General features: G+C 71.9%; 23 protein-coding genes. 10 read left to right on the top strand and 13 right to left on the bottom strand.

Translation table 11 applies throughout. From position 1 onward, the window contains the following. Window positions 1-82: 82 nt before the first annotated feature. On the bottom strand, window positions 83-1,135 hold the full coding sequence (locus ABZ567_RS07480) for an NAD(P)-dependent alcohol dehydrogenase (RefSeq protein ID WP_360785645.1): 1,053 nt from the start codon (window positions 1,133-1,135) through the stop codon (window positions 83-85). 129 nt (window positions 1,136-1,264) lie between these two features. On the opposite strand from ABZ567_RS07480, the gene ABZ567_RS07475 reads away from it, so the two are divergent. Beyond that, window positions 1,265-2,131: a helix-turn-helix transcriptional regulator gene (locus tag ABZ567_RS07475; protein WP_360785644.1), complete on the top strand. Its 867-nt coding sequence runs from the start codon at window positions 1,265-1,267 to the stop codon at window positions 2,129-2,131. Between the two features lie 117 nt (window positions 2,132-2,248). On the opposite strand, the gene ABZ567_RS07470 is transcribed toward ABZ567_RS07475, so the two are convergent. Beyond that, window positions 2,249-3,523 (bottom strand): Ig-like domain-containing protein, encoded by a 1,275-nt coding sequence (locus ABZ567_RS07470; protein WP_360785642.1) that lies wholly within the window; start codon window positions 3,521-3,523, stop codon window positions 2,249-2,251. Between the two features lie 203 nt (window positions 3,524-3,726). Further along, window positions 3,727-4,086 carry a hypothetical protein gene (locus tag ABZ567_RS07465; RefSeq protein WP_360785641.1) on the bottom strand — a complete coding sequence of 120 codons (360 nt, stop codon included), beginning with the start codon at window positions 4,084-4,086 and terminating at the stop codon, window positions 3,727-3,729. 110 nt (window positions 4,087-4,196) lie between these two features. Between ABZ567_RS07465 and ABZ567_RS07460 the strand changes: the two genes are divergently transcribed. Continuing rightward, on the top strand, window positions 4,197-4,466 hold the full coding sequence (locus ABZ567_RS07460) for a hypothetical protein (RefSeq protein ID WP_360785639.1): 270 nt from the start codon (window positions 4,197-4,199) through the stop codon (window positions 4,464-4,466). A gap of 40 nt (window positions 4,467-4,506) precedes the next feature. On the opposite strand, the gene hutH is transcribed toward ABZ567_RS07460, so the two are convergent. The 6 genes from hutH to ABZ567_RS07430 form a co-directional block, all read right to left on the bottom strand. After that, window positions 4,507-6,048, bottom strand: a complete 1,542-nt coding sequence (hutH, locus tag ABZ567_RS07455; protein WP_360786503.1) for a histidine ammonia-lyase — start codon at window positions 6,046-6,048, stop codon at window positions 4,507-4,509. An 80-nt stretch (window positions 6,049-6,128) separates the two neighbouring features. After that, complete coding sequence (locus ABZ567_RS07450) at window positions 6,129-6,419, bottom strand: hypothetical protein (RefSeq protein WP_360785638.1); 291 nt, start codon at window positions 6,417-6,419, stop codon at window positions 6,129-6,131. Between the two features lie 55 nt (window positions 6,420-6,474). After that, the gene (locus ABZ567_RS07445; RefSeq protein ID WP_360785636.1) at window positions 6,475-7,746 is read right to left on the bottom strand and encodes a sensor domain-containing diguanylate cyclase; all 1,272 of its coding nucleotides are present in this window, start codon (window positions 7,744-7,746) and stop codon (window positions 6,475-6,477) included. A gap of 80 nt (window positions 7,747-7,826) precedes the next feature. After that, window positions 7,827-8,624, bottom strand: a complete 798-nt coding sequence (locus ABZ567_RS07440; protein WP_360785634.1) for an enoyl-CoA hydratase-related protein — start codon at window positions 8,622-8,624, stop codon at window positions 7,827-7,829. A gap of 64 nt (window positions 8,625-8,688) precedes the next feature. Then, window positions 8,689-9,828: an adenylate/guanylate cyclase domain-containing protein gene (locus tag ABZ567_RS07435; protein WP_360785632.1), complete on the bottom strand. Its 1,140-nt coding sequence runs from the start codon at window positions 9,826-9,828 to the stop codon at window positions 8,689-8,691. Window positions 9,829-10,002: 174 nt separating this feature from the next. Continuing rightward, window positions 10,003-10,848: a biotin--[acetyl-CoA-carboxylase] ligase gene (locus tag ABZ567_RS07430; RefSeq protein ID WP_360785630.1), complete on the bottom strand. Its 846-nt coding sequence runs from the start codon at window positions 10,846-10,848 to the stop codon at window positions 10,003-10,005. 134 nt (window positions 10,849-10,982) lie between these two features. On the opposite strand from ABZ567_RS07430, the gene ABZ567_RS07425 reads away from it, so the two are divergent. Both ABZ567_RS07425 and ABZ567_RS07420 read left to right on the top strand, forming a co-directional pair. Beyond that, window positions 10,983-12,575 carry an acyl-CoA carboxylase subunit beta gene (locus ABZ567_RS07425; protein WP_360785628.1) on the top strand — a complete coding sequence of 531 codons (1,593 nt, stop codon included), beginning with the start codon at window positions 10,983-10,985 and terminating at the stop codon, window positions 12,573-12,575. 27 nt (window positions 12,576-12,602) lie between these two features. Then, complete coding sequence (locus ABZ567_RS07420) at window positions 12,603-12,815, top strand: acyl-CoA carboxylase epsilon subunit (protein ID WP_360785626.1); 213 nt, start codon at window positions 12,603-12,605, stop codon at window positions 12,813-12,815. A gap of 75 nt (window positions 12,816-12,890) precedes the next feature. On the opposite strand, the gene ABZ567_RS07415 is transcribed toward ABZ567_RS07420, so the two are convergent. Beyond that, a complete protein-coding gene (locus tag ABZ567_RS07415; protein WP_360785624.1) occupies window positions 12,891-14,255 on the bottom strand; it encodes an MFS transporter in 1,365 nt (454 codons plus the stop codon). 69 nt (window positions 14,256-14,324) lie between these two features. Here ABZ567_RS07415 and ABZ567_RS07410 point away from each other — a divergent pair, with 69 nt between their 5' ends. The 3 genes from ABZ567_RS07410 to ABZ567_RS07400 all read left to right on the top strand — a co-directional run bounded on the left by ABZ567_RS07410 (window position 14,325) and on the right by ABZ567_RS07400 (window position 15,804). Beyond that, window positions 14,325-14,960, top strand: coding sequence for a TetR/AcrR family transcriptional regulator (locus ABZ567_RS07410; RefSeq protein ID WP_360785622.1), 636 nt, complete (start codon window positions 14,325-14,327; stop codon window positions 14,958-14,960). 84 nt (window positions 14,961-15,044) lie between these two features. After that, a complete protein-coding gene (locus tag ABZ567_RS07405; protein WP_268257194.1) occupies window positions 15,045-15,173 on the top strand; it encodes a hypothetical protein in 129 nt (42 codons plus the stop codon). A gap of 25 nt (window positions 15,174-15,198) precedes the next feature. Continuing rightward, window positions 15,199-15,804 carry a nucleoside triphosphate pyrophosphatase gene (locus ABZ567_RS07400; protein WP_360785620.1) on the top strand — a complete coding sequence of 202 codons (606 nt, stop codon included), beginning with the start codon at window positions 15,199-15,201 and terminating at the stop codon, window positions 15,802-15,804. 83 nt (window positions 15,805-15,887) lie between these two features. Here ABZ567_RS07400 and ABZ567_RS07395 read toward each other — a convergent pair whose 3' ends face one another. Then, window positions 15,888-16,325, bottom strand: coding sequence for a hypothetical protein (locus tag ABZ567_RS07395; protein ID WP_360785618.1), 438 nt, complete (start codon window positions 16,323-16,325; stop codon window positions 15,888-15,890). 373 nt (window positions 16,326-16,698) lie between these two features. On the opposite strand from ABZ567_RS07395, the gene ABZ567_RS07390 reads away from it, so the two are divergent. Both ABZ567_RS07390 and ABZ567_RS07385 read left to right on the top strand, forming a co-directional pair. Continuing rightward, the gene (locus ABZ567_RS07390; protein WP_360785616.1) at window positions 16,699-18,453 is read left to right on the top strand and encodes a biotin carboxylase N-terminal domain-containing protein; all 1,755 of its coding nucleotides are present in this window, start codon (window positions 16,699-16,701) and stop codon (window positions 18,451-18,453) included. Window positions 18,454-18,532: 79 nt separating this feature from the next. Continuing rightward, entirely contained in the window at window positions 18,533-19,078 is a 546-nt protein-coding gene (locus ABZ567_RS07385; protein WP_360785614.1) for a helix-turn-helix domain-containing protein, read from the top strand. A gap of 150 nt (window positions 19,079-19,228) precedes the next feature. Here ABZ567_RS07385 and ABZ567_RS07380 read toward each other — a convergent pair whose 3' ends face one another. Then, window positions 19,229-20,191 carry a DeoR/GlpR family DNA-binding transcription regulator gene (locus ABZ567_RS07380; RefSeq protein WP_360785612.1) on the bottom strand — a complete coding sequence of 321 codons (963 nt, stop codon included), beginning with the start codon at window positions 20,189-20,191 and terminating at the stop codon, window positions 19,229-19,231. 132 nt (window positions 20,192-20,323) lie between these two features. Beyond that, window positions 20,324-21,763, bottom strand: coding sequence for an NAD(P)H-quinone dehydrogenase (locus ABZ567_RS07375; RefSeq protein ID WP_360785611.1), 1,440 nt, complete (start codon window positions 21,761-21,763; stop codon window positions 20,324-20,326). A gap of 241 nt (window positions 21,764-22,004) precedes the next feature. On the opposite strand from ABZ567_RS07375, the gene ABZ567_RS07370 reads away from it, so the two are divergent. After that, entirely contained in the window at window positions 22,005-22,442 is a 438-nt protein-coding gene (locus ABZ567_RS07370) for a gamma-glutamylcyclotransferase (protein ID WP_360785609.1), read from the top strand. The last annotated feature ends 19 nt before the right edge of the window (window positions 22,443-22,461 follow it).

Genomic DNA, 22,461 nt, shown 5'->3' with positions numbered 1-22,461 from the left:
GCCGGGGCATGGCGTCCGGGGTCGATTACCCCGGAGGTCATGCCCCGGCCGCCTGTTCCCGGCCCGATGGCCCCCGGAGGCGTCAGATCGTCGACGCGTCGATCACGAACCGGTAGCGGACGTCGCTCGCGACGACCCGCTCGTAGGCCTCGTTGATCCGGTCGGCGGAGATGACCTCGATCTCTGCGCCGAGGCCGTGCTCCGCGCAGAAGTCGAGCATCTCCTGCGTCTCGGCGATGCCGCCGATCATGGAGCCCGCGAGGGTCTTGCGGCCGCCGATGAGGGAGAAGAGGTTGAGCGCGACGGGCTCCTCGGGGGCGCCGACGTTCACCAGGGCGCCGTCCGGCTTGACCAGGCTCAGGTAGGCGTCGAAGTCCAGCGGCGCGGAGACCGTGGAGATCAGCAGGTCGAAGGTGCCGGCCAGTTCGGTGAAGGTCTTCGGGTCGCTCGTCGCGTGGAAGTGGTCGGCGCCGAGCTTCAGGCCGTCCTCCTGCTTCCGCAGCGACTGGCTGAGTACGGTCACCTCCGCGCCGAGCGCGTGGGCGATCTTGACGCCCATGTGGCCGAGGCCGCCGAGGCCGACGATCGCGACCTTCTTGCCGGGGCCCGCCTTCCAGTGGGCGAGCGGCGAGTAGAGGGTGATTCCGGCGCAGAGCAGCGGCGCTGCCTCGTCGAGTGCGATGCCCTCGGGGATGCGGAGGGTGTAGTTCTCGTCGACGACGATCTGGCGGGAGTAGCCGCCGTAGGTGGGCTCGCCGTTCTTGTCGAGGGCGTTGTACGTGCCGGTCATGCCCCGGGTGCAGAACTGCTCCAGACCCTGCAGGCAGTACGCGCAGGTGCGGCAGGAGTCGACGAAGCAGCCGACGCCGACCCGGTCGCCGACCTTGTGCCGGGTGACCCCGGGGCCGACCTCGGCGACGATTCCGGCGATCTCGTGACCGGGGACCATCGGGAAGATGCCCTCGCCCCAGCCGTCGCGCGCCTGGTGGATGTCGGAGTGGCAGATGCCGGCGTACTGGATGTCGATGAGGACGTCGTGCTCGCCGACGGCCCGGCGCGGCACGGTGGTGCGCTCCAGGGGGGCGTTGGCGGCGGGTGCGGCGTAGGCGGGGACGGTGGTCACGTTCGTGGTCATGCCGTCCACGGTGCCCGAGGACTACGGTTCCGCCCAGCCCCCTGTTCTGCCTACGACCGGTGTGCCTACCACTGGCAGGGTCAGGAACGTACGTCCGGCGGCGGGGTCGGGCGGCGATAATGGGGTCGTATGGACCCCAGTGCGGAACTCAGCGAATTCCTGCGCTCCCGGCGGGCCCGGCTGAAGCCGCAGGACGTCGGGCTGCCCGAGTACGGACGGCACCGGCGGGTGCCGGGACTGCGCCGTGAGGAGTTGGCGCAGCTTGCGGGGGTGTCGGCGGCGTACTACACCCGGCTCGAACAGGGCCACGGGCGGAACGTGTCCATGGAGGTGCTCGACGCCATCGCGCGGGCGCTGCGGCTGAGCGACACCGAGCGGGCGCATCTGACGCATCTGGCGAAGCCGACGGTGAAGAAGCGGCAGCGGGCGGCGATCGCCCGCCCCCAGCGGGTCCGGGCGTCGCTGACGCAGCTCCTCGACTCGATGGACGGGGTGCCCGCCTTCGTCCTGGGACGCCGCCTCGACATCCTGGCGTGGAACCGGATGGCACGGGCGCTGATCGGCGACTTCGCCGCGTGGGAGCCGGCCGAGCGCAACATGCCCCGGATGATCTTCCTGGACCCGAACGCGCGTGATCTGTACGTCGACTGGGAGTGCAAGGCGGTCGAGGTCGTGAGCGTGCTGCGGCTGTACGCGGGCTGCTACCCGGACGATCCGCTGCTGCTCGCGCTGGTGGGCGAGCTGTCCGTGCGGAGCGAAGAATTCCGCTCGCTGTGGGCGGCGCACACGGTGACCGACAAGGGGCACGGCACGAAGCGGCTGCGGCACCCGCTGGTTGGTGAGCTGACGCTGTCGTACGAGTCGCTGAAGGTGGCGGGCGACGACCCGGACCTGGTGCTCGTGACGTATCACGCGGAGCCGGGCACGGCGTCGGCGGACGCGCTGCGGCTGCTTGCGCAGTGGGGTGTGGACGAGACGGTGGACGTAGGGAAGTAGGACTGGGGCAAGGCCCCTCTCGACGGGGCAAAGGAAGGCCCCCCCTCCCGACGGGGCATGGACAAGGCCCCCTCCCGAGTGCGGAAGGGGGCCTTTCTCCGTACCTGTGTCCGGCTGTCAGACCGCCGAGCCGGCCTTCCACTCCGCCCAGCTCATGTTCCAGCCGTTGAGGCCGTTGCTGGGGGAGATCGTCTTGTCCTTGGAGTTCTTGACGATCACGACGTCACCGACGAGCGAGTGGTCGTAGAGCCAGGCGGCCTGCTGGTTCGGGTCGCCGGCGCCCTTGACGTCGTTGAGGCCCACGCAGCCGTGGCTGGTGTTGGCGGAGCCGAAGATCGAGTCCGGGCCCCAGTAGTTGCCGTGGATGAACGTGCCCGAGGTGGACAGGCGCATGGCGTGCGGCACGTCCTTGATGTCGTACTCGCCCTTGCCGTCGTCGTCCGTGAAGCCGACGGTGGCGCCGTTCATCCGGGTCTCCTTGAACTTCTCGGAGATCACCATCTGACCGTTGTACGTCGGGTTCTCCGGGGAGCCGGCGGAGATCGGGATGGTCTTGATCGTCTTGCCGTCCTGGGTGACCGTCATGGTCTTGGTGGCGACGTCGACGGTCGAGACCTGGTTGCGGCCGATCTTGAAGGTGACGGTCTTCTGCTGGACGCCGAAGACACCGTCGGCGCCCTCGACGCCGTCGAGGGCGAGCTTGAGGGTGACGGTCGAGCCCTCGGTCCAGTAGTCGTCGGGCCGGAAGTCGAGGCGCTGGGTGCCGAACCAGTGTCCGACGACCTCCTGGCCGGTGCTGGACGTGACGGTGATGCCGCTCTGGACGGCCTTCTTGTCGGTGATCGCCTTGTTGAAGTTGATCGAGACCGGCATGCCGACGCCGACGGTCGAGCCGTCCTCCGGCGTGAAGTTGCCGATGAAGCTGTTGGCCTTGGAGACGGTGGTGAACGAGGAGTTCTCGTGGGCCTCCAGACCGTCCGCGTCCTCGGCGGTGGCAGTGATCTTGTAGACCGTGGCCCGCTCCAGCTGCTCGCTCGGCTTCCAGCTGAGACCGTCGGCCGCTATCTCGCCCTTGACGGCGGTGCCTTCGGCGGAGGTCATGGTGACCTCGGTGAGCTTGCCGTCGGCGACGGTGACCTTGGCGTCGTTGTTGATGGACACGTTCTGCGTGCCGCTCTTGGGCGCGATGGTGATCTGCGCCTTGGACGACTTGGCGGCCTCCGCCGCCTCGTCGACCTGGGCCTGTGACTGTGGGGTCGCGGACGATCCGGAAGCGCTGCCGCCCTTGTCGCCGTCGCTGCACGCCGAGAGCACCATGACGCCGCCGAGCACCGCGGCCGCGACCGCCAGACTCCTGCGACGCTTGCCGTCCTTCATCACACGCTTCTCCATCGTCGCCGATTCCCTGCCAACACTTATCCGAATACCCATGACACCCCGTCCGGTTCCGCAACCGGACGGGATGTGGGGAACGCCACTGATCGACACGCACTTTCGGTGCGTTCGGTTCCCGAGGACGGACGAGAGGCCCCGGGACGTTGCCCCGAGGCCTCCGAACAGGCACTTCCCGGCCTCATGGCCGAGGAGCCTCGCCCTTACGACCGGGCGTCGTCGTCCTCCTCCGCCCCGTCTTCCCCGTCTTCCTCATCCTCCTCGCCGAGGTCCCACTCCAGTGCGTCGGGGTCGTACTCGACCTCCTCGCTGCTCCAGGAGGCCTGGACCATCTCGATGCCGGGGACGTCGCGGATCAGGTCGAAGGGCTCGACGAGATAGGCGAGGGCCTCGGCACTGTCCTCGCGGGCGGCGGTGCGGGCGTGCACCCGCTCCTCCTCCGGCATGAACTCGTCGGCGTCGATCCGGCCCACGGCGGCCTCGGCCAGCTCGGCGGGACCGTCGATCTCCAGAACCACATCGACACGAAGGCGTACATAGCGTGCTGTCTCAGAAGTACTCATGATCAGGAGCGTAGGGGCCGCGGGCCCTCGGCTTTCCCGCGACCCGCTGTGTTCATTAGCATCACCGCACCGACCAATTCGCGGTTTCCGCAAGGGGGATCGAAATTTCCGTGTCCGCCGCCCGACGCCCACTGCTGACCGCGACCGCCGCGGGGACGCTGCTGTGCGCCCTGTGGTTCGTACCGTCCGCGAACGCCACCGACGACCCCGGCGGGGTACGCGTCGGGGTGACCCTCGACGAGTCCTCGTCGGGCGGCGGGCACCTCGCGGAGACCGGCGGCAGGGACACCGTCCCGTACCTGCTGGGCGGGACGGGCTTCCTTGGGGTCGGCGCGGGCTTCGTGGCACTCGCGATGAGGCGCCGGGGCCGGGCCTCCTGAAAACCCCACGCGCGCGGGGCAGCGCGCGTGGGGTTCGGTGTCAGGCCAGCGGACCGGTGACCGGCTCCACCGCGGCGACCAGCCGGCCCTCCCGTACGAAGGTGTCGGCGGCGGCCAGGTCGGGGGCGAGGAACCGGTCGGGGCCGGGGCCCTCCACACCGGCCGCGCGCAGGGCGGCGATGGCGGCCCGCGAGGCGGGGGCGGGGCTCAGGCCCTCGCGGAGTTCGACGCCCCGGGTGGCGGCGTACAGCTCGACGGCGATGATCCGGTTGAGGTTGCCGATCGCGGTGCGCAGCTTGCGGGCGGCGGACCAGCCCATGGAGACGTGATCCTCCTGCATCGCGGAGGACGGGATGGAGTCGGCGGAGGCCGGGACGGCGAGCCGCTTCATCTCGCTGACGAGGGCGGCCTGCGTGTACTGGGCGATCATCAGGCCCGAGTCGACGCCGGCGTCCTCGGCGAGGAACGGCGGCAGGCCGTGCGAGCGGTTCTTGTCGAGGAGCCGGTCGGTGCGGCGCTCGGCGATGGAGCCGAGGTCAGCGGCGGCGATCGCGAGGAAGTCGAGGACGTACGCGACGGGGGCGCCGTGGAAGTTGCCGTTGGAGCGGACCTGGCCGTCCGTCAGGACCACCGGGTTGTCGACGGCGGCCGCGAGTTCCCGCTCGGCGACGAGCCGGGCGTGGGCCAGGGTGTCGCGGCCCGCGCCGGCGACCTGCGGGGCGCAGCGCACCGAGTAGGCGTCCTGGACGCGGGGCGCCTCGCCGGCCTGGGCGTGACCGGTGAGGCCCGAGCCCTTGAGCACGGCCAGCATGTTGGCGGCGGACGCGGCCTGGCCGGGGTGGGGGCGGATGGCGTGCAGCTCGGGTTCGAGGACCTTCTCGGTGCCGAGGAGGGCTTCGAGGGAGAGCGCGGCGGTGATGTCGGCCGACTTGTAGAGGGTGTCGAGGTCGGCGAGGGCCATGATCAGCATGCCGAGCATGCCGTCGGTGCCGTTGAGGAGGGCGAGGCCTTCCTTCTCCTTGAGCTCGACGGGCGCGATGCCGTGGGCGGCGAGCAGCTCGCCGGCGGGCCTCAGCACACCGTCGGGCCCCTCCGCGTCCCCCTCCCCCATCAGGGCGAGGGCGCAGTGGGAGAGCGGGGCGAGGTCGCCGGAGCAGCCGAGGGAGCCGTACTCGTGCACGACCGGGGTGATGCCGGCGTTGAGGACGTCGGCCATGGTCTGCGCGACCTGGGGGCGGACGCCGGTGCGCCCGGACGCGAGGGTCTTCAGCCGCAGGAACATCAGGGCGCGCACGACCTCGCGCTCGACGCGCGGGCCCATGCCGGCGGCGTGCGAGCGGACGATGTTGCGCTGGAGCTGGGCGCGGAGCTCGTGGCCGATGTGCCGGGTGGCGAGCGCACCGAAGCCGGTGGAGACCCCGTAGACGGGCTCGGGCTTGGCGGCGAGCGCGTCGATGACGTCCCGGGCGGTGGCCAGCGCCTGCACGGCCTCGGTCGACAGCTCGACGCGGGCGCCGTGACGGGCGACGTCGATGACGTCCTGCGGGGTCGTGCCGGACGTGCCGAGGACGACTGTCTGCATATCCATATTCAGCACCCTACGGATTGAAGACCGACCTGTCACTAGCTGACTTCGTCACGCCCCCGAAGGCCGGCGGACCCTTACGCGCCCGCCGACCGGCGAGCGGCGGCGTGGGCGCGGAACGCCCGCGTTCCGCGCACGGTGACGGCCACGCCCATGAGGGCGAGACCGGCGAGCACGACCGTGAAGTCGGCGAGCGTGAGACCCGCGACGACCACGAGGCCGCTCGCGGAATCGAGGAGGTCCCAGACCGGCTCGCCGCGCCGCCCGGGTCCCGCTCGGCGCAGCCTGCGGAGGACGCGGACGAGGGAGAGGAGCTGGAGGACGGCCAGGGCGAGCAGCGCCCAGCGGAACACGACGGGTATGTCCACGCCCACAAGGTACGCGGCCGCAAGCCCGGCGCGACGCCATCGGCCCGGCAGCCTCTCAGGGCGCTTGGGGCGGGGCCTCCGACGGGGGTTCCGGCAGGGGTGCGGACGCCGGGGGCGGTTCCGACGGGGACGCTTCCGCCGGGGGCGGTTTCGACGGGGACGCTTCCGGCTGGGGCGGGTCCGACCGGGGTGCGTCCGGCAGGGGCGGTTCCGGCACCGGCGGTGCGTCTCGGAAGCGGCGGCGGTCCCGGGCTCCCGGAGGGGCGTCCGCGAGGCGGACCACCGTGCCGTCGCGGCCCGCCACCACCGGCTTCGTCGAGCGGGCCGCCTTGGCCTGGTACTGGGCCGCGTCGGCGAGCCGGAAGAGGCGGCGGGCGGACCTGAGGGGGCCGATGGGGTCGCCGGTGGACGCCACCCCGCAGGCCACGCCCTCGCCCAGTTCCAGTTCCGCCGCCCGTACGCAGAGCTCCTCGGCGACCGCGACCACCTCGTCCGCCGTCGGGCCGACCGTCAGGAGGCAGAACTCGTCACCGCCCAGGCGGGCGGCGAGCGCGCCGGGGAGTATGGCGCCGCACCGGGAGAGGACGGAGCCGAAGCGTTCCAGGAGCCGGTCCCCGACGGCGTGACCGTGGGTGTCGTTGACGCGCTTGAGGCCGTTGAGGTCGCACACCATCAGGCTGACGACGGAGCCGTCCACCCGGTAGCGCTCGATGGCCTCGTCCAGGCGGGTGTCGACGGCCCGTCGGTTGGCGAGGCCGGTGAGGGGATCGGTGAAGGCGAGTTTGCGCACCTCCTCCAGGCGCTCGGCCTGGGCGACACCCGCCGCGACGACCGCCGAGAGCACGGTCGCGAAGTCGGCGTCCGCGCGGGTGAAAGGTTTCGCCTCCGGCGGGCGGGCCACGTACAGCTCGCCCCACGCCCGCCCGTGCAGCACGATCGGCGCGACCACGCAGCAGCCGCGCCCCCGCCGGCGCAGGCCCGTCACCCGGCCCGTCGGCACCGGGTCGCGGGCCGTCTCCACCCAGGCGTCCGGCTCGCCGCCGCCCGCCCACCGCTCGTGCAGGAACTCGGTGATCTCGGGGAACTGGTGCACCGGATACGTCTCCGAGTCCGGGAACTCCTCCTCCCCCACGGCCCGCTCCCCCGCGTTCACCAGGACCTTGAGGCGGCCGTGGTCCCGCTGCCAGACCGACAGGGCGGCGAAGTTCCCGTCGAGGCCGTGCACGGCCCCGAGCGCCGCCGCCCGCCAGAACTCGCGTGGAGTGTGCGCCGCCGCCATCGCCTGCGCCAGCGCCACTACGGCTCGCAGCCGCCCGTCCTCACCCATCCCCCAAGCTTAGGGAGGTTTGTAGCGATTTCACTTTCCAGACGTCACTGTCCGTGATATTTAGTGCAAAATGGTAGAAGTTATTCGCCCGGCCAGTTCGGCTTCCGCTTCTCGTTGAAGGCCGCCACGCCCTCCGCCCGGTCTCCCGAGAACGCCACCGAGCGCCAGGCCGCGTCCTCGACCTCGAGGCCTGCCCGCAGGTCGAGGCCCTGACCGAGCCGCATCGCCTTCTTCGCCGCGCGCAGGCCGACCGGCGAGTTCGCGGCGATCCGTCCCGCGAGCTCCAGGGCCGCCGTCCGGGCGTCCTCCTCCAGGAGGTCGACGAGGCCGAGCGCACGGGCCTCCGCCGCCTCCACCCGACGGGCCGTGAAGACCAGCTCGGCGGCGCGCGCCGCACCCACCCGGCGCGGGAGCAGCTGCGTACCGCCGCCGCCGGGGATGACGCCCACGGAGACCTCGGGGAGGCCGACGACGGCGGTCGCGTCCGCCACGATCACGTCGCAGGCGAGGGCCAGCTCGAAGCCGCCGCCGAGGGCGAAGCCGTGCACGGCGGCCACGGTCGGCATCGGAAGCTCCAGGACGCCGGTGTAGGCGGCGCGGGCGGTCGGCCGCTGGCGGACCAGCTCGGCGTCGGTGAAGGAGTTGCGCTCCTTGAGGTCGGCGCCGACGCAGAAGGCGCGGTCGTTCGAGGAGGTGAGCACGGTGACGCGGACCGAGGGGTCGGCGGCGAGCGCGTCGCAGGCGGCGCCGAGGGAGCGGGCCATCTCGGAGGAGACGGCGTTCATCGCCTTGGGCCGGTCGAGGACCAGTTCGGCGACGTGCCCGTCACCCCCGTCCTTCCGGACCACCACGAACTCACCGAAGCGCTGCTCGGACATGACCGCACACCCTCCCGACCCGAGGACCCCCGTTAACGGCTGTTAACAGGTGTTGACGGAGATCCTAGGTCGGGCGGCGGGTAAGGAGCCAGGGTTCGACGACGCCGAGACCACGGACCGGGCGCTGCCACATCGGCTGGAGCGCGAAGCGGTACGAGGCGGGCTTGCGGCCCTCCTTCTCCGCGCGGGCCGCCTGCTCCGCGGCCTCCGCCTCCGAGACGGGCGCCTCGCCCGTCCTCGACAGCTCCTCCGCGAGCGCGCCGTCGACGAGGACGGCGTCCTTCGGCGCTATCGAGGTGAGGCGGCTCGCCAGGTTCACGGTGGTGCCGAAGACATCGCCCATGCGGGTCGTCACGGTGCCGAAGGCGATGCCGACGCGCAGGGCGGGCATCGTCTCGTCGTGGCTGAGGGTCTCGATCAGGCGCAGCGCGATCTCGGCGGCCGTGCCGGCGTCGTCCGCCGCGTACAGCACCTCGTCGCCGAGGGTCTTGATGAGCCGGCCGCCGTGGGCGGCGACGAGGTCGGCGCAGGTCGTCTCGAAGGCCTCGACGAGTTCGCCGAGCTCCTCCTCCTCCAGGCGCCGGGTGAGCCGGGTGAAGCCGACGAGGTCCGCGAAGCCCACCGCGAGCCGTCGGTCGACCATCTCCTCGTCGTCGGCCGCCTGCACGACCCGGCCGGTGGCGGCGGCGAGCTGCCGCCGCCAGACGTAGATCAGGAACTCCTCCAGCTCGGGGAGGAGCAGCTCGACCAGGGGGTACGTGACCTCCGTACGGGTCATCCCGGGCTCGGGCGGCTCGGTGAGGCCCTCCAGGAAGGAGTCGATCTGCCACTCGGCGAGCCGGGCGGTGGTCTGCCCGGTGGAACGGGCGACCTGCACGGCCATCGGCTCGCTGAGCAGCCCGGCCTCGACGAGACCGGCGAGCCGCCGCAGCGCGAGGACGTCGGCCTCGGTGAGCGCCTTGGCCTGCCCGATGTCGGCGAAGCCCATGGCGCGCCAGAAGCGGGAGGCGAGCTCCATGGAGACGCCGGCGGTGCGGGCGGCCTGGAACGGCGTGTAGCGGCGGTCGGCGCCGAGGATGAGCTGTTCGAGGCGGATGGCGAGGGGGTCGTCGGTCGGCTCGGCCGTGTGGTCGACCTCGTGATGGGGGGTGGGGTACGTGGGAGGCTCGGGCGCGCCGCCCGAGTTCTCGTCGTCGACGGTCACCGGCCGCCTCCTGCCCGTTCCCTGCCCACTTGCCCTGCCGATCTGTCGCCCTGGATCGCGGTCCACGATACGGCAGGTGTGGGCTGGCTCACGCGCCGACGGTCCGCGGCCGTGGTTCCCGGGCCCGCTGGTGCGGGCCTCCCGGTGGACGGACCGGGGGCCCGCACACCCCGGTCAGCTCCGCAGGTGGACGATGTCGCCCGCTCCCACCGCTTCCGTGCCGCCGCCCTCCGTGGCGACCACCAGGCGGCCGTCGCCGTCCAGGGCGACCGCCTCGCCTTCCAGCATGCGCTCGCCGGGCAGGTCGGCCCTGACCCGGCGGCCGAGGGTCGCGCAGCCGGCCGCGTAGGCCGCCTGGAGGCCGGAGGCGTCGGGGTCCCCGTCGGCCCGTACCCAGTCGCCGTACCACTGCTCGAAGGAGCGCAGGACGGCCCGCAGGAGGGTGTCGCGGTCGGTGGAGACGGCATCGGCGAGGAGGAGGGAGCCGGCGCCGGGGACGGGCAGTTCGTCCTCGCGGAGGGTGACGTTGAGGCCGAGGCCGATGACGACGGCGTCCGCGCCGGCCCGTTCGGCGAGGATGCCGCCGGTCTTGCGTTCCTCGCCCGCGACGGAAACAAGGAGGTCGTTGGGCCACTTGAGCGACATGTCGACACCGGCCGCCTTCGCGAGGCCGGTCGCGGCGGCCACTCCGGTGAGCAGCGGCAGCCAGCCCCAGCGGTGGGCGGGCACGTCCGGCTTGAGGAGGACGGAGAGGAAGAGGCCGGAGCGGGCGGGCGCGGTCCAGCTGCGGTCGAGGCGGCCGCGGCCCGAGGTCTGCTCCTCGGCGACGAGGACCGTGCCGCCGGGCAGCTCGTCGGCGCGGGCGGCGAGGTCGCTGTTGGTGGATCCGGTGGTCGTGACCACGTCGAGCGAGGTCCACAGGCCGTCGGGGAGGACGAGGGCGCGGCGCAGGGCGGCGGTGTTCAGCGGGGGCCGGTCGAGGTCGGACCAGGGTCCGCCGGAGCCTTGGGAGGACGTCATGCAAGCCAGACTAGGTGTGGCAAAGACCGCAGTGCCGAACCGTATCGGCGTGGATACGCTACGCCTCAGTAGCTGAGCAGTAGCCCATTCGTAGTCAACGAACCCCCCGTGACCAGGCAGGGAGCCGCATCCCGATGTCCGAGCCGGCAGAGCAGTACGAGATCGACATTCACACGACCGCAGGCAAGATCGCGGACCTCAGGCGCCGTATCGACGAGGCCACCCATGCCGGCTCGGAGCGTGCGGTGGAGAAGCAGCACGCGAAGGGCAAGCTGACCGCGCGCGAACGGATCGCGCTGCTGCTCGACGAGGGGTCGTTCGTCGAGCTGGACGAGCTGGCCAGGCACCGGTCGACCAACTTCGGCCTGGAGAGGAACCGGCCGTACGGAGACGGTGTCGTCACCGGCTACGGCACGGTCGACGGGCGTCCGGTGGCGGTGTTCTCGCAGGACTTCACGGTCTTCGGCGGCGCGCTCGGCGAGACGTACGGCCAGAAGATCATCAAGGTGATGGACTTCGCGCTGAAGACGGGCTGCCCGGTCATCGGCATCAACGACTCCGGCGGCGCCCGCATCCAGGAGGGGGTGAGCGCGCTCGGCATGTACGGCGAGATCTTCCGCCGCAACACCCACGCCTCGGGCGTGATCCCGCAGATCTCCCTGGTCGTCGGCCCGTGCGCGGGCGGCGCGGTGTACTCGCCCGCGATCACCGACTTCACGGTGATGGTGGACCAGACCTCGCACATGTTCATCACAGGGCCGGACGTCATCAAGACGGTGACCGGCGAGGACGTGGGCTTCGAGGAGCTGGGCGGCGCCCGGACGCACAACGCGACCTCGGGCGTGGCGCACCACATGGCGGGGGACGAGAAGGACGCCATCGAGTACGTGAAGTCCCTGCTGTCCTACCTGCCGTCGAACAACCTCTCCGAGCCGCCGACGTTCCCGGAGGTGGCGGACACCGAGGTGAGTGACGAGGACCGCGAGCTGGACACGCTGATCCCCGACTCGGCGAACCAGCCGTACGACATGCACCGGGTCATCGAGCATGTCCTGGACGACGGGGAGTTCCTGGAGACGCAGTCGCTGTTCGCGCCGAACATCCTGACCGGCTTCGGCCGGGTCGAGGGCTTCCCCGTCGGCGTGGTCGCGAACCAGCCGATGCAGTTCGCGGGCTGCCTGGACATCGACGCGTCCGAGAAGGCCGCGCGGTTCGTCCGCACCTGCGACGCCTTCAACATCCCGGTGCTGACCTTCGTCGACGTGCCGGGGTTCCTGCCGGGCGTGGACCAGGAGTACGGCGGCATCATCCGGCGCGGCGCGAAGCTGATCTACGCGTACGCCGAGGCCACGGTCCCGCTGATCACCGTCATCACCCGGAAGGCCTTCGGCGGCGCGTACGACGTCATGGGCTCCAAGCACCTGGGCGCGGACCTGAACCTGGCGTGGCCGACGGCGCAGATCGCGGTCATGGGGGCGCAGGGCGCGGTGAACATCCTGCACCGGCGCACCATCGCGGAGGCGGAGGACCAGGAGTCGGAGCGGGCGCGGCTGATCCGCGAGTACGAGGACACCCTGCTCAACCCGTACACGGCGGCCGAGCGCGGCTACATCGACGGTGTGGTCATGCCGTCGGACACGCGCCCGCAGATCGTGAAGGGCCTGCGTCAGCTGCGGACGAAGCGGGCCTCCCTGCCTCCGAAGAAGCACGGCAACATCCCGCTCTAACCGCTCCAGGACCTCGAAGGAGTCGTTGTGATCAAGGTCGTACGAGGAAATCCGACCCCCGAGGAGCTGGCCGCCGCACTGGCGGTGGTCCAGGCGCGGGCCGCGGCGACGGCGGCGGCGTCCGCCGGCAGCGGCGGCCCCGCGGTGCCGGAGGGGTGGTCGGACCCGTCCCGGATCGCGCGCGCGGTGCGGCACCGGCCGGGCCCGCGGGCCTGGGCCAGGTCCTACTGGCCCGTGTAGCAGTCGCTCGTCGGAGCGTGGGAGGCCGGGCCCCGTGTGCGGGGGGTCCGGCCTCTCGCGTGCCGCGGTCGTCCGTCACGTACGGCGCAGGAGGAGACCGGACAGGACGGCTCCGACGGCGACGATCGCGGCGTTGACGAGGACCGCGAGGCCGATGCCGTCGAGCAGCACGGGCGTGGTGACGACCACGGCGCTCATGATCGGGGTGCCCATGGTGATGCCGATCTGCTGGGTCATGGTCGCGAGGCCGGTCGCCGTGCCCTGGTCGTGGTCGGGGATGCCGGAGGTGGCGGTGACCATGAAGCCGACGATGGCGAGCATGTTGCCGACGCCTCCCGCGAAGGTGGCGGCGAGCAGCAGCCAGAGGCTGCCCCGGTCGTCGCCCAGTCCGTACAGGGCGAGGGTCGCGGCGGCCTGGAGGAGCCCGCCGACGACGAGCGCGGTGCGGGCGCCGTAGCGGCCGATGAAGCGGGAGGCGAGCACCCCGCCGAGGACCGTGCCGGCGCCGAGGACGCCGAAGGAGAGTCCGGCGGCGAGCGGGGAGAAGCCCAGGACGTCCTGGAGGTAGAGCGTCATCAGGAAGACCAGCGACGTCTCGGTCACGAAGGCGACGAGCCCGGCGACGTTGCCCCAGACGACGGTGCGGCGGGTGAGGATCCGTACGGGCACGAGGGGTGAGGCGGACCGCCGCTCCACGAACCAGAAGGCGACGAGCAGGGCGACGCCGACGACGAGGGCCAGGGGCTCGGTGGTCAGTCCGTAGACGAGGGCGAGGAGTCCGGCGGTGACGGTGATCGCGCCGGGGACGTCGAGGCGGGGCCGGACGGCCGGGCGGCTCTCCTTCAGGACGACGGGGGCGACGAGGAGGACGGCGAGGACCACCGGCACGTTGACGAGGAAGGCCCAGCGCCAGGAGAGCAGGTCGGTGAGGACGCCGCCGAGGATCGCGCCGGTGGTGAAGCCGGCGGACATCAGGGCGCCGTTGAGGCCGAGCGCGCGGGCGCGCAGGGGGCCCTCGGGGAAGGAGGCGGTGAGCAGGGAGAGGCCTGCGGGGGTGACGGCGGCGGTGGCCAGGCCCTGGGCGACGCGGGCGGCCATCAGCATCTCGGGGCCGGTGGCGAGGCCGCCGACGAGGGAGGACACGCCGAGGAGTGCCATGCCGCCGAGGAAGAGGCGGCGGCGTCCGACGAGGTCGGCGACGCGCCCGAAGAGGAGGGTGAAGCCGGCGGCGGCGAGGGCGAAGGAGGTGGCGATCCACTGGAGGCCGCCGAGGGTGAAGCCGAGTCCCTCGCCGATGACGGGCAGGGCGACGTTCAGGATCGAGAAGTCCACGGCCAGCATGAACTGGGCGAGGAGGAGGACGACGAGGACGAGTCGCATCCGGCCGGTCATGCGGGTGTCGACGTGTTCCGTCGGCTTGGGGAGATCCAGGGCGACCATGACTGAGCCCCTTAATGGGAGACTGGTTCCGTTAAGATGTCCCGTACCGTAGCAGAGTCGATGGCGTTAATGGAACAGGAGACCCGTTTGCCCGAGAGCCAGCCGGCCTCGCCCGGCACGCTGCGCCCCGGCGGCCGTACCGCGAAGGTCCGCAGGGCCGTCCTGGACGCCACCCGGGACGCCCTTGCGGAGAGCGGCTTCCACGCCCTGAACATGGACCGGATCGCGGCGGGCGCCGGCGTCGGCAAGACCACCGTGTACCGCCGCTGGGGCTCCCCCGTCGGCCTGGTCACCGACCTCCTGCGCGACATGGCCGACCAGTCCCTGCCGGCGGCCGACACCGGCAGCCTCGCGGGCGACCTGCGGGCCAACGCCGAACTCGTCCGGGACACCCTCACCGACGCCCGGATGGGCGCCGTCTTCCGCGCGGTCATCGCCGCGGGCGCCTGCGACGAGGAGTGCGCCCGCGCGCTCGCCGACTTCTACCGCACCCGGCTCGCCGAATGGGCCCCCGTCGTCGCCAGGGGCGGGGCGCGCGGCGAGATCCCCGCGGGGACGGACCCGGTCGAGCTGCTCCGCGCCGTCTCCGCCCCGCTCTACTACCGCTTCACCGTCACCCGCGAGGAGCTCACCGCGGCCGTGGTGGAACGGGCGGTGTCGGCGGCGCTCGCGGCGGCACGGGACGGGGTGTTCCTCCGCCCGTAGCCTCCGCGAATAGTCCTCCGGTACGGGGGCGCCTGAGTACCCGTACTCAGGCGCCCCGCCCGTCCCGGCCGCAGGATCGGAGGCATGCTGTGGTCCGACCCGAAGAACCAGCCGCCGAAGTTCATGCGCGACATGCAGGCGATGCTCCGCCGCGCGGGCGTGCTGCTTGCGCTCGCGATGGTGGTGGCCATGTTCGTGGTCAGCGCGCGCTGACGCGCCCACTGGCTACGCTGCCCCCATGACTGCTGATCCGCGCCGTGTCGTGCTCGCCTCCGCCTCCCCCGCCCGCCTGGGACTGCTCCGGCAGGCCGGTCTCGCCCCCGAGGTGATCGTGAGCGGGGTCGACGAGGACAAGGTGCACGCCCCGACCCCGGCCGAGCTCGCGCTCACCCTCGCGGAGGCGAAGGCCGCCCATGTGGCCGCGCGGCCCGAGGTGTTCGGCGCCCTGGTCATCGGCTGCGACTCGGTCCTCGAACTCGACGGGCAGGCCCTCGGCAAGCCGGCCGACGCCGAGGAGGCCACGGCCCGCTGGAAGGCGATGCGGGGCCGGGTCGGCGTCCTCCAGACCGGTCACTGCGTGTACGACACGGCCGCCAAGCGCTTCGAGTCGGCGACGGCCTCCACCGTGGTCCGCTTCGGCGAGCCGACGGACGAGGAGATCGCCGCGTACGTGGCGAGCGGCGAACCGCTGCACGTGGCGGGCGCGTTCACCCTGGACGGACGCTCGGCGCCGTTCATCGACGGCATCGACGGGGACCCGGGCAATGTGATCGGCCTGTCGCTGCCGCTGCTGCGCCGGCTCCTCGCGAAGCTGGACGTGCGGATCACCGACCTCTGGGCCTGAGACACCTGAGACACCCGGACGCGGTCCACGGCGACCCGCGCGACCCGCCTACCGCCGGGCCCCGAGGTTGCCCTGACCGGGCGTCACGCGGCCGCCGGGGCCTCTCCGAGGGGCTCGGCGGCCTTGTCGTACCCCTCGCCGTACGCCACGAGGGTGAGCACCACCAGGCCGAGGACGACCACCAGGAAGGTGAACGCCGCCCAGCCGAGCAGTCCCACCGCCACCGCGGCGAGGACGCCGTGCACGACGGCGCAGCCGATGAGCAGGCCCCGGGCCGCCCGGCCGGGCCGGCGGTCGCGGATGCCCGCGAGGAAGGCGACGAGGGCGCAGAGGGCGAGGGCGATCCCGGACGCGATGCCGAGCGCCCACGTGCCGGTGTACATCGCGTCGGGGTCCATGCCGTCGAGGGACATCGACTGGGCCTTCACGAACCGGGCCATCACGGCGTTGATGACGATGATCCCGGGTGCTTCGAGGAGCAGCACCGCCGCCGTCACGAGAGCTATCGGTCTGCGGACCACCTCGGCCACCCCCTGCATTCGCCTGTTACCGACAGTACGATCGACAGCGCGAAGGCTACTGGCCGGTAAACCCTCGGACAAGAGTCCGGACAGGGCGGGCGACGGCGGACGGCGCGGCAAAGAATCGTCGACCCCTTCGTAGGGACCCCACAAAGAAACCCGAATGGCGACTGGCCGCACGAACAGAGACCTGCGCCACACCCCGGAGCTACTGTGCCGTAAAGGAACCCTGCGTACCGTGGTGCGACAAGGGAATTCACGACCCGAGCGGGCCCGGGGTCACGCTCCGTGTGGGCAAGCTCACCACTGGGGACGGGTCGAAAGGCCGTGTCGGCAGTCCCTAAACTCAGCTTGTTTCAAGGAGGGAGCCATCGTGCGCAAGGTGCTCATCGCCAACCGTGGCGAAATCGCTGTCCGTGTGGCCCGGGCGTGCCGGGACGCGGGTATCGGCAGCGTGGCCGTGTACGCCGAGCCGGACCGGGACGCCGTGCATGTCCGGGCCGCCGACGAGGCCTTCGCTCTGGGCGGTGACACTCCGGCGACCAGTTACCTGGACATGGCGAAGGTGCTCCAGGCGGCGAAGGACTCCGGTGCGGACGCGGTGCACCCGGGGTACGGGTTCCTGTCGGAGAACGCCGAGTTCGCGCAGGCCGTCCTGGACGCGGGCCTGACGTGGATCGGCCCGCCGCCGCAGGCGATCCGTGACCTGGGCGACAAGGTGGCGGCGCGTCACATCGCGCAGCGCGCAGGCGCCCCGCTGGTCGCCGGAACGCCGGACCCGGTGTCGGGCGCGGACGAGGTCGTGGCGTTCGCGGAGGAGCACGGTCTTCCGATCGCGATCAAGGCCGCGTTCGGCGGTGGCGGGCGTGGCCTCAAGGTCGCCCGCACGCTGGAGGAGGTCCCGGAGCTGTACGACTCGGCCGTCCGTGAGGCGGTCGCCGCCTTCGGCCGGGGCGAGTGCTTCGTCGAGCGCTACCTCGACAAGCCCCGCCACGTGGAGACGCAGTGCCTGGCCGACACCCACGGCAACGTGGTCGTCGTCTCGACGCGTGACTGCTCGCTGCAGCGCCGCCACCAGAAGCTGGTGGAGGAGGCCCCCGCGCCGTTCCTCACCCCCGAGCAGAACGCCGAGCTGTACGCGGCGTCCAAGGCGATCCTGAAGGAGGCCGGCTACGTCGGCGCCGGCACGGTCGAGTTCCTCGTGGGCACCGACGGCACGATCTCCTTCCTGGAGGTCAACACGCGCCTCCAGGTCGAGCACCCGGTGACCGAGGAGGTCACGGGTCTCGACCTGGTGCGGGAGATGTTCCGGATCGCGGACGGTGAGGAGCTCGGGTACGGCGACCCGGAGGTGCGGGGTCACTCTTTCGAGTTCCGTATCAACGGCGAGGACCCGGGCCGTGGCTTCCTGCCCGCGCCCGGCACCGTCACCCTCTTCGACCCGCCGTCCGGGCCCGGTGTCCGGCTGGACGCGGGCGTGGAGTCCGGCTCGGTGATCGGCCCGGCGTGGGACTCGCTCCTGGCCAAGCTGATCGTGACCGGCGCGACCCGTGAGCAGGCCCTCCAGCGTGCCGCGCGGGCGCTGGCGGAGTTCAAGGTCGAGGGCATGGCCACGGCCATCCCCTTCCACCAGGCCGTCGTCGTCGACCCCGACTTCACCGCCGACCCGTTCCGGGTCCACACCCGGTGGATCGAGACGGAGTTCGTCAACGAGATCAAGCCCTTCGCCCCGGCCGGCGCGGACGCCGACGAGGACGAGTCGGGCCGCGAGACGATCGTGGTCGAGGTCGGCGGCAAGCGTCTTGAGGTCTCCCTCCCGTCCAGCCTCGGCATGACCCTGGCCCGTACCGGCCTCGCGGCGGGTGCGAAGCCGAAGCGGCGCGCGGCGAAGAAGTCCGGCCCGGCCGCCTCGGGCGACACCCTCGCCTCCCCGATGCAGGGCACGATCGTGAAGATCGCGGTCGAGGAGGGCCAGGAGGTCAAGGAGGGCGACCTGATCGTCGTCCTCGAGGCCATGAAGATGGAGCAGCCCCTCAACGCGCACCGCTCCGGCACCGTCAAGGGCCTGAGCGCCGAGGTCGGCGCCTCGGTCACCTCCGGCGCCGTCATCTGCGACATCAAGGACTGACCGTCGCACCGAGTACGGTACGAAGGGCCCGCAGGCAGCCGCCTGCGGGCCCTTCGTCGAGGGGAGGCATCGTCACACCATGCGAGCCGACGCGCGCCGCAACCACGAGCGGCTGCTCACCGAGGCCCGTCGCACCTTCGCCGCGCAGGGCGCCGACGCGTCCCTGGAGGAGATCGCGCGTCGCGCGGGGGTGGGGATCGGCACCCTCTACCGCCACTTCCCCACCCGGGCGGAGCTGCTGAACGCCGTCTTCCAGGAGGCCCTGGCCGAACTCCTCAGCCGCTCACGGGAGCTGACCGAGACCGAGGAGCCGTGCCGCGCCCTGGTGGAGTGGCTGCGGGCCCTGGTCGCCCACGCGGGCGAGTACCGGGGCCTCGCGCACGCGCTGATGTCCGCCTCGTACGACCGGAGTTCTGCGCTCACCGGATGCAGCGAGCCGCTGCGCGCGGCGGGTGAGCGGCTGCTCGGGCGCGCCCGGGAGGCGGGTCAGGTGCGGGCCGACGTGTCGATCGGCGATCTGCTGCAGCTGACCAACGCGATCGCGCTGGCGGCGGAACAGTGCCCGGAGGACGACGGGCTGGCGGACCGCCTGCTCGCCCTGACGCTTCGGGGCATCAAGGACTGAGGACGTGCGGTACGCGTCGGGCCGGGTGCGCGGGGGATGTTTCGGTACGCGTCGGGCCGGGTGCGCGGGGACGTGCGGTACCCGTCGGACCGGGCGCGCGGGGACCGAGGGCGTGGGGACCCCCGGGGCGAGGTCCCTCGGGGCACCACCTCAGCGGCGGCGCATGTCCGCGACGCGGGCCGTGCGCTCCAGTGTCTCGGCGGCCATTCCTCCGCCCGGGCCCCTGAACTGACCGGCCGCCATCCGTCCGCGCTGGACCGGGAGCGGCATGTCACGGCGGGGCCGGACGCCCGGGGGGACCTGCTCACCGCCCGGGGGGCCGCCGGCGGCGCCCGTACCGGCGACGGTGATCTGGACGCCCTGGTCGGCGAGGGCCTGGAGCTCGGTGGCGGCCCGGTCGTCGTGGGCGGGCGGCTCGTCGGTCACCAGTCGGGTGATGACGTCCGTGGGCACCGTCTGGAACATGGTGTCGGCGCCGAGCTTGGTGTGGTCGGCGAGGACCACGACCTCCGCGGCGGCCTGGACGAGCGCCCGGTCCACGCTCGCGGAGAGCATGTTGGACGTGGACAGGCCGCGCTCGGCGGTCAGTCCGCTCCCGGAGAGGAAGGCGCGGGAGACCCTGAGTCCCTGGAGCGACTGCTCGGCCCCGCTGCCCACGAGCGCGTAGTTGGAGCCGCGCAGGGTGCCGCCGGTCATGACGACCTCGACCCGGTTGGCGTGGGCGAGGGCCTGGGCGACGAGCAGGGAGTTGGTGACCACGGTCAGTCCGGGCACGCGGGCGAGCCGGCGGGCCAGCTCCTGCGTGGTCGTCCCGGCGCCGACGACGATGGCCTCGCCTTCTTCGACCAGGCTCGCGGCGAGGTCGGCGATGGCCGTCTTCTCCGCGGCCGCGAGATGGGATTTCTGCGGGAAGCCGGATTCTCGCGTGAATCCGCCCGGCAACACCGCACCGCCGTGCCGGCGGTCGAGGAGTCCTTCTGCCTCGAGGGCCCGTACGTCTCTCCGTACGGTCACCTCAGAGGTCTGGACGACGCGGGCGAGCTCGCGGAGCGACACGGCCCCATTGGCTCGCACCATTTCGAGGATCAACTGACGACGTTCTGCAGCGAACACGAAACTGACAGTAACGTGACCGGCCGATAGTTTTCAGCAGTATGCGCCGATTTGCAGAAGATGAACACAGACGGGGCCTCCAAGTGGTATGGGAGGCCCCGTCGTTGCTCCGGCTTGTGCCGGTACGGGGAGTTACACCTCGCCCGCGGACTTCCGGGTGTGCAACTGCCGTGCCACTTCCGCGATCGAACCCGACAGGGAGGGGTACACGGTGAAGGCGTTTGCGATCTGTTCGACGGTCAGATTGTTGTCGACCGCGATCGAGATCGGATGGATCAGTTCGCTCGCCTTGGGGGCGACGACACAGCCGCCGACCACGATGCCGGTGCCCGGACGGCAGAAGATCTTCACGAAGCCGTCCCGGATGCCCTGCATCTTCGCGCGCGGGTTGCGCAGCAGCGGCAGCTTGACGACCTTGGCGTCGATCTTGCCCGCGTCCACGTCGGCCTGCGTGTAGCCGACGGTGGCGATCTCCGGGTCGGTGAAGACGTTCGACGAGACCGTCTTCAGGTTGAGCGGGGCCACCGCGTCGCCGAGGAAGTGGTACATCGCGATACGGCCCTGCATGGCGGCCACCGAGGCCAGCGCGAAGACACCGGTGACGTCACCGGCCGCGTACACGCCGGGGGCGCTCGTACGGGAGACCCTGTCGGTCCAGATGTGACCGGAGTCCTTCAGCCTGACCCCCGCCTCCTCCAGACCCATCCCGGCCGAGTTCGGGATCGCGCCGACCGCCATGAGGCAGTGCGTGCCGGAGATGACCCGGCCGTCCGCGAGGGTCACCTCGACCCGGTCGCCGACCAGCTTGGCGGACTCGGCTCGGGAACGGGCCATGACGTTCATGCCGCGCCGCCGGAAGACGTCCTCGAGGACGGCCGCCGCGTCCGGGTCCTCACCGGGCAGCACCCGGTCGCGGGAGGAGACCAGGGTGACCCGGGAGCCGAGCGCCTGGTAGGCGCCGGCGAACTCGGCGCCGGTGACGCCGGAGCCGACCACGATGAGCTCCTCCGGGAGCTCCTTGAGGTCGTAGACCTGCGTCCAGTTCAGGATGCGCTCGCCGTCCGGCTTGGCGTCCGGCACCTCGCGCGGGTGGGCGCCCGTCGCGATGAGCACGGCGTCGGCGGTCAGCGTCTCCTCGGTGCCGTCGGCCGCGGTGACGATCACCTGGCGGGAGCCGTCCGTCGCCTGCCGGCCGGAGAGCCGGCCGCGGCCGCGCAGGACCCGGGCGCCGGCCCGGGTGACGGAGGCGGTGATGTCGTGCGACTGGGCGAGCGCGAGGCGCTTCACCCGGCGGTTGACCTTGCCGAGGTCCACGCCCACGACCCGGGCGGCCTGCTCCAGGTGGGGGGTGTCGTCCGCGACGATGATGCCGAGTTCCTCGTAGGAGGAGTCGAAGGTGGTCATCACCTCCGCCGTGGCGATGAGCGTCTTGGACGGGACGCAGTCGGTCAGGACGGACGCGCCGCCGAGGCCGTCGCAGTCGACGACGGTCACCTCCGCGCCGAGTTGGGCGCCCACCAGGGCCGCCTCGTATCCGCCGGGTCCGCCGCCGATGATCACGATCCGGGTCACTGGGATCTACGCCTCGCGCTCTCGTTCTGCCGGGGGGTCCCCCCGTGGGATGCAGTGCGTACACCATTGTCCCGCACGCTTCAAGTGCGTACCCCATTCTCCCGCACGTCCGGCGCGGTCTCACGCCGGGGCCTCCGAAGGGGCGCGCCCCCCGGCGGCACGGCTCCCCGGCGGCGGGGGCCGCCCGGTCGCCACCTCGGAGTTCGGCGGACACCCCGCCCCCTCCCGTACCCTCGGTCCCATGTCGCTCTACGCCGCTTTCGCCGGCAACCTCGACGCGCGGCTGATGAGCCGCCGCGCCCCGCACTCCCCGCTGCGCGGCACCGGCTGGCTGAACGGCTGGCGGCTGACCTTCGGCGGCGAGCAGATGGGCTGGGAGGGAGCGCTGGCCACGATTGTGGAAGCCCCCCGCTCCCAGGTCTTCGTGGCGCTGTACGACATCGCGCCGATGGACGAGGACTCCATGGACCGGTGGGAGGGCGTCGGCCTCGACATCTACCGCCGGATGCGGGTGCGGGTGCACACCCTGGACGGCGAGGACGCCGCCTGGGTGTACGTCCTCAACGCGTACGAGGGCGGGCTGCCGTCGGCGCGGTACCTGGGCGAGGTCGCCGACGCGGCCGAGTCCGCGGGCGCGCCGCACGACTACGTGATGGAGTTGCGCAAGCGCCCCTGCTGACACGTGTGCGAACACCCCA

The sequence above is a fragment of the Streptomyces sp. NPDC016459 genome (assembly GCF_040632845.1).
Classification (GTDB): domain Bacteria; phylum Actinomycetota; class Actinomycetes; order Streptomycetales; family Streptomycetaceae; genus Streptomyces.
This window is presented reverse-complemented; position numbering and strand designations above follow the sequence as displayed.

What these genes read in the sequence shown, in the direction of transcription:
- ABZ567_RS07385 (WP_360785614.1), top strand. Translation starts at nt 18,533, where the DNA reads ATGCGAGCCGACGCGCGCCGCAACCACGAGCGGCTGCTCACCGAGGCC.
- ABZ567_RS07410 (WP_360785622.1), top strand. Translation starts at nt 14,325, where the DNA reads ATGGAACAGGAGACCCGTTTGCCCGAGAGCCAGCCGGCCTCGCCCGGC.
- ABZ567_RS07465 (WP_360785641.1), bottom strand. Translation starts at nt 4,086, where the DNA reads ATGAGTACTTCTGAGACAGCACGCTATGTACGCCTTCGTGTCGATGTG.
- ABZ567_RS07480 (WP_360785645.1), bottom strand. Translation starts at nt 1,135, where the DNA reads ATGACCACGAACGTGACCACCGTCCCCGCCTACGCCGCACCCGCCGCC.
- ABZ567_RS07400 (WP_360785620.1), top strand. Translation starts at nt 15,199, where the DNA reads ATGACTGCTGATCCGCGCCGTGTCGTGCTCGCCTCCGCCTCCCCCGCC.
- ABZ567_RS07430 (WP_360785630.1), bottom strand. Translation starts at nt 10,848, where the DNA reads ATGACGTCCTCCCAAGGCTCCGGCGGACCCTGGTCCGACCTCGACCGG.
- ABZ567_RS07425 (WP_360785628.1), top strand. Translation starts at nt 10,983, where the DNA reads ATGTCCGAGCCGGCAGAGCAGTACGAGATCGACATTCACACGACCGCA.
- ABZ567_RS07470 (WP_360785642.1), bottom strand. Translation starts at nt 3,523, where the DNA reads ATGGAGAAGCGTGTGATGAAGGACGGCAAGCGTCGCAGGAGTCTGGCG.
- ABZ567_RS07440 (WP_360785634.1), bottom strand. Translation starts at nt 8,624, where the DNA reads ATGTCCGAGCAGCGCTTCGGTGAGTTCGTGGTGGTCCGGAAGGACGGG.
- ABZ567_RS07445 (WP_360785636.1), bottom strand. Translation starts at nt 7,746, where the DNA reads ATGGGTGAGGACGGGCGGCTGCGAGCCGTAGTGGCGCTGGCGCAGGCG.
- ABZ567_RS07415 (WP_360785624.1), bottom strand. Translation starts at nt 14,255, where the DNA reads ATGGTCGCCCTGGATCTCCCCAAGCCGACGGAACACGTCGACACCCGC.
- ABZ567_RS07405 (WP_268257194.1), top strand. Translation starts at nt 15,045, where the DNA reads ATGCTGTGGTCCGACCCGAAGAACCAGCCGCCGAAGTTCATGCGCGAC.
- ABZ567_RS07370 (WP_360785609.1), top strand. Translation starts at nt 22,005, where the DNA reads ATGTCGCTCTACGCCGCTTTCGCCGGCAACCTCGACGCGCGGCTGATG.
- ABZ567_RS07475 (WP_360785644.1), top strand. Translation starts at nt 1,265, where the DNA reads ATGGACCCCAGTGCGGAACTCAGCGAATTCCTGCGCTCCCGGCGGGCC.
- hutH (WP_360786503.1), bottom strand. Translation starts at nt 6,048, where the DNA reads ATGCAGACAGTCGTCCTCGGCACGTCCGGCACGACCCCGCAGGACGTC.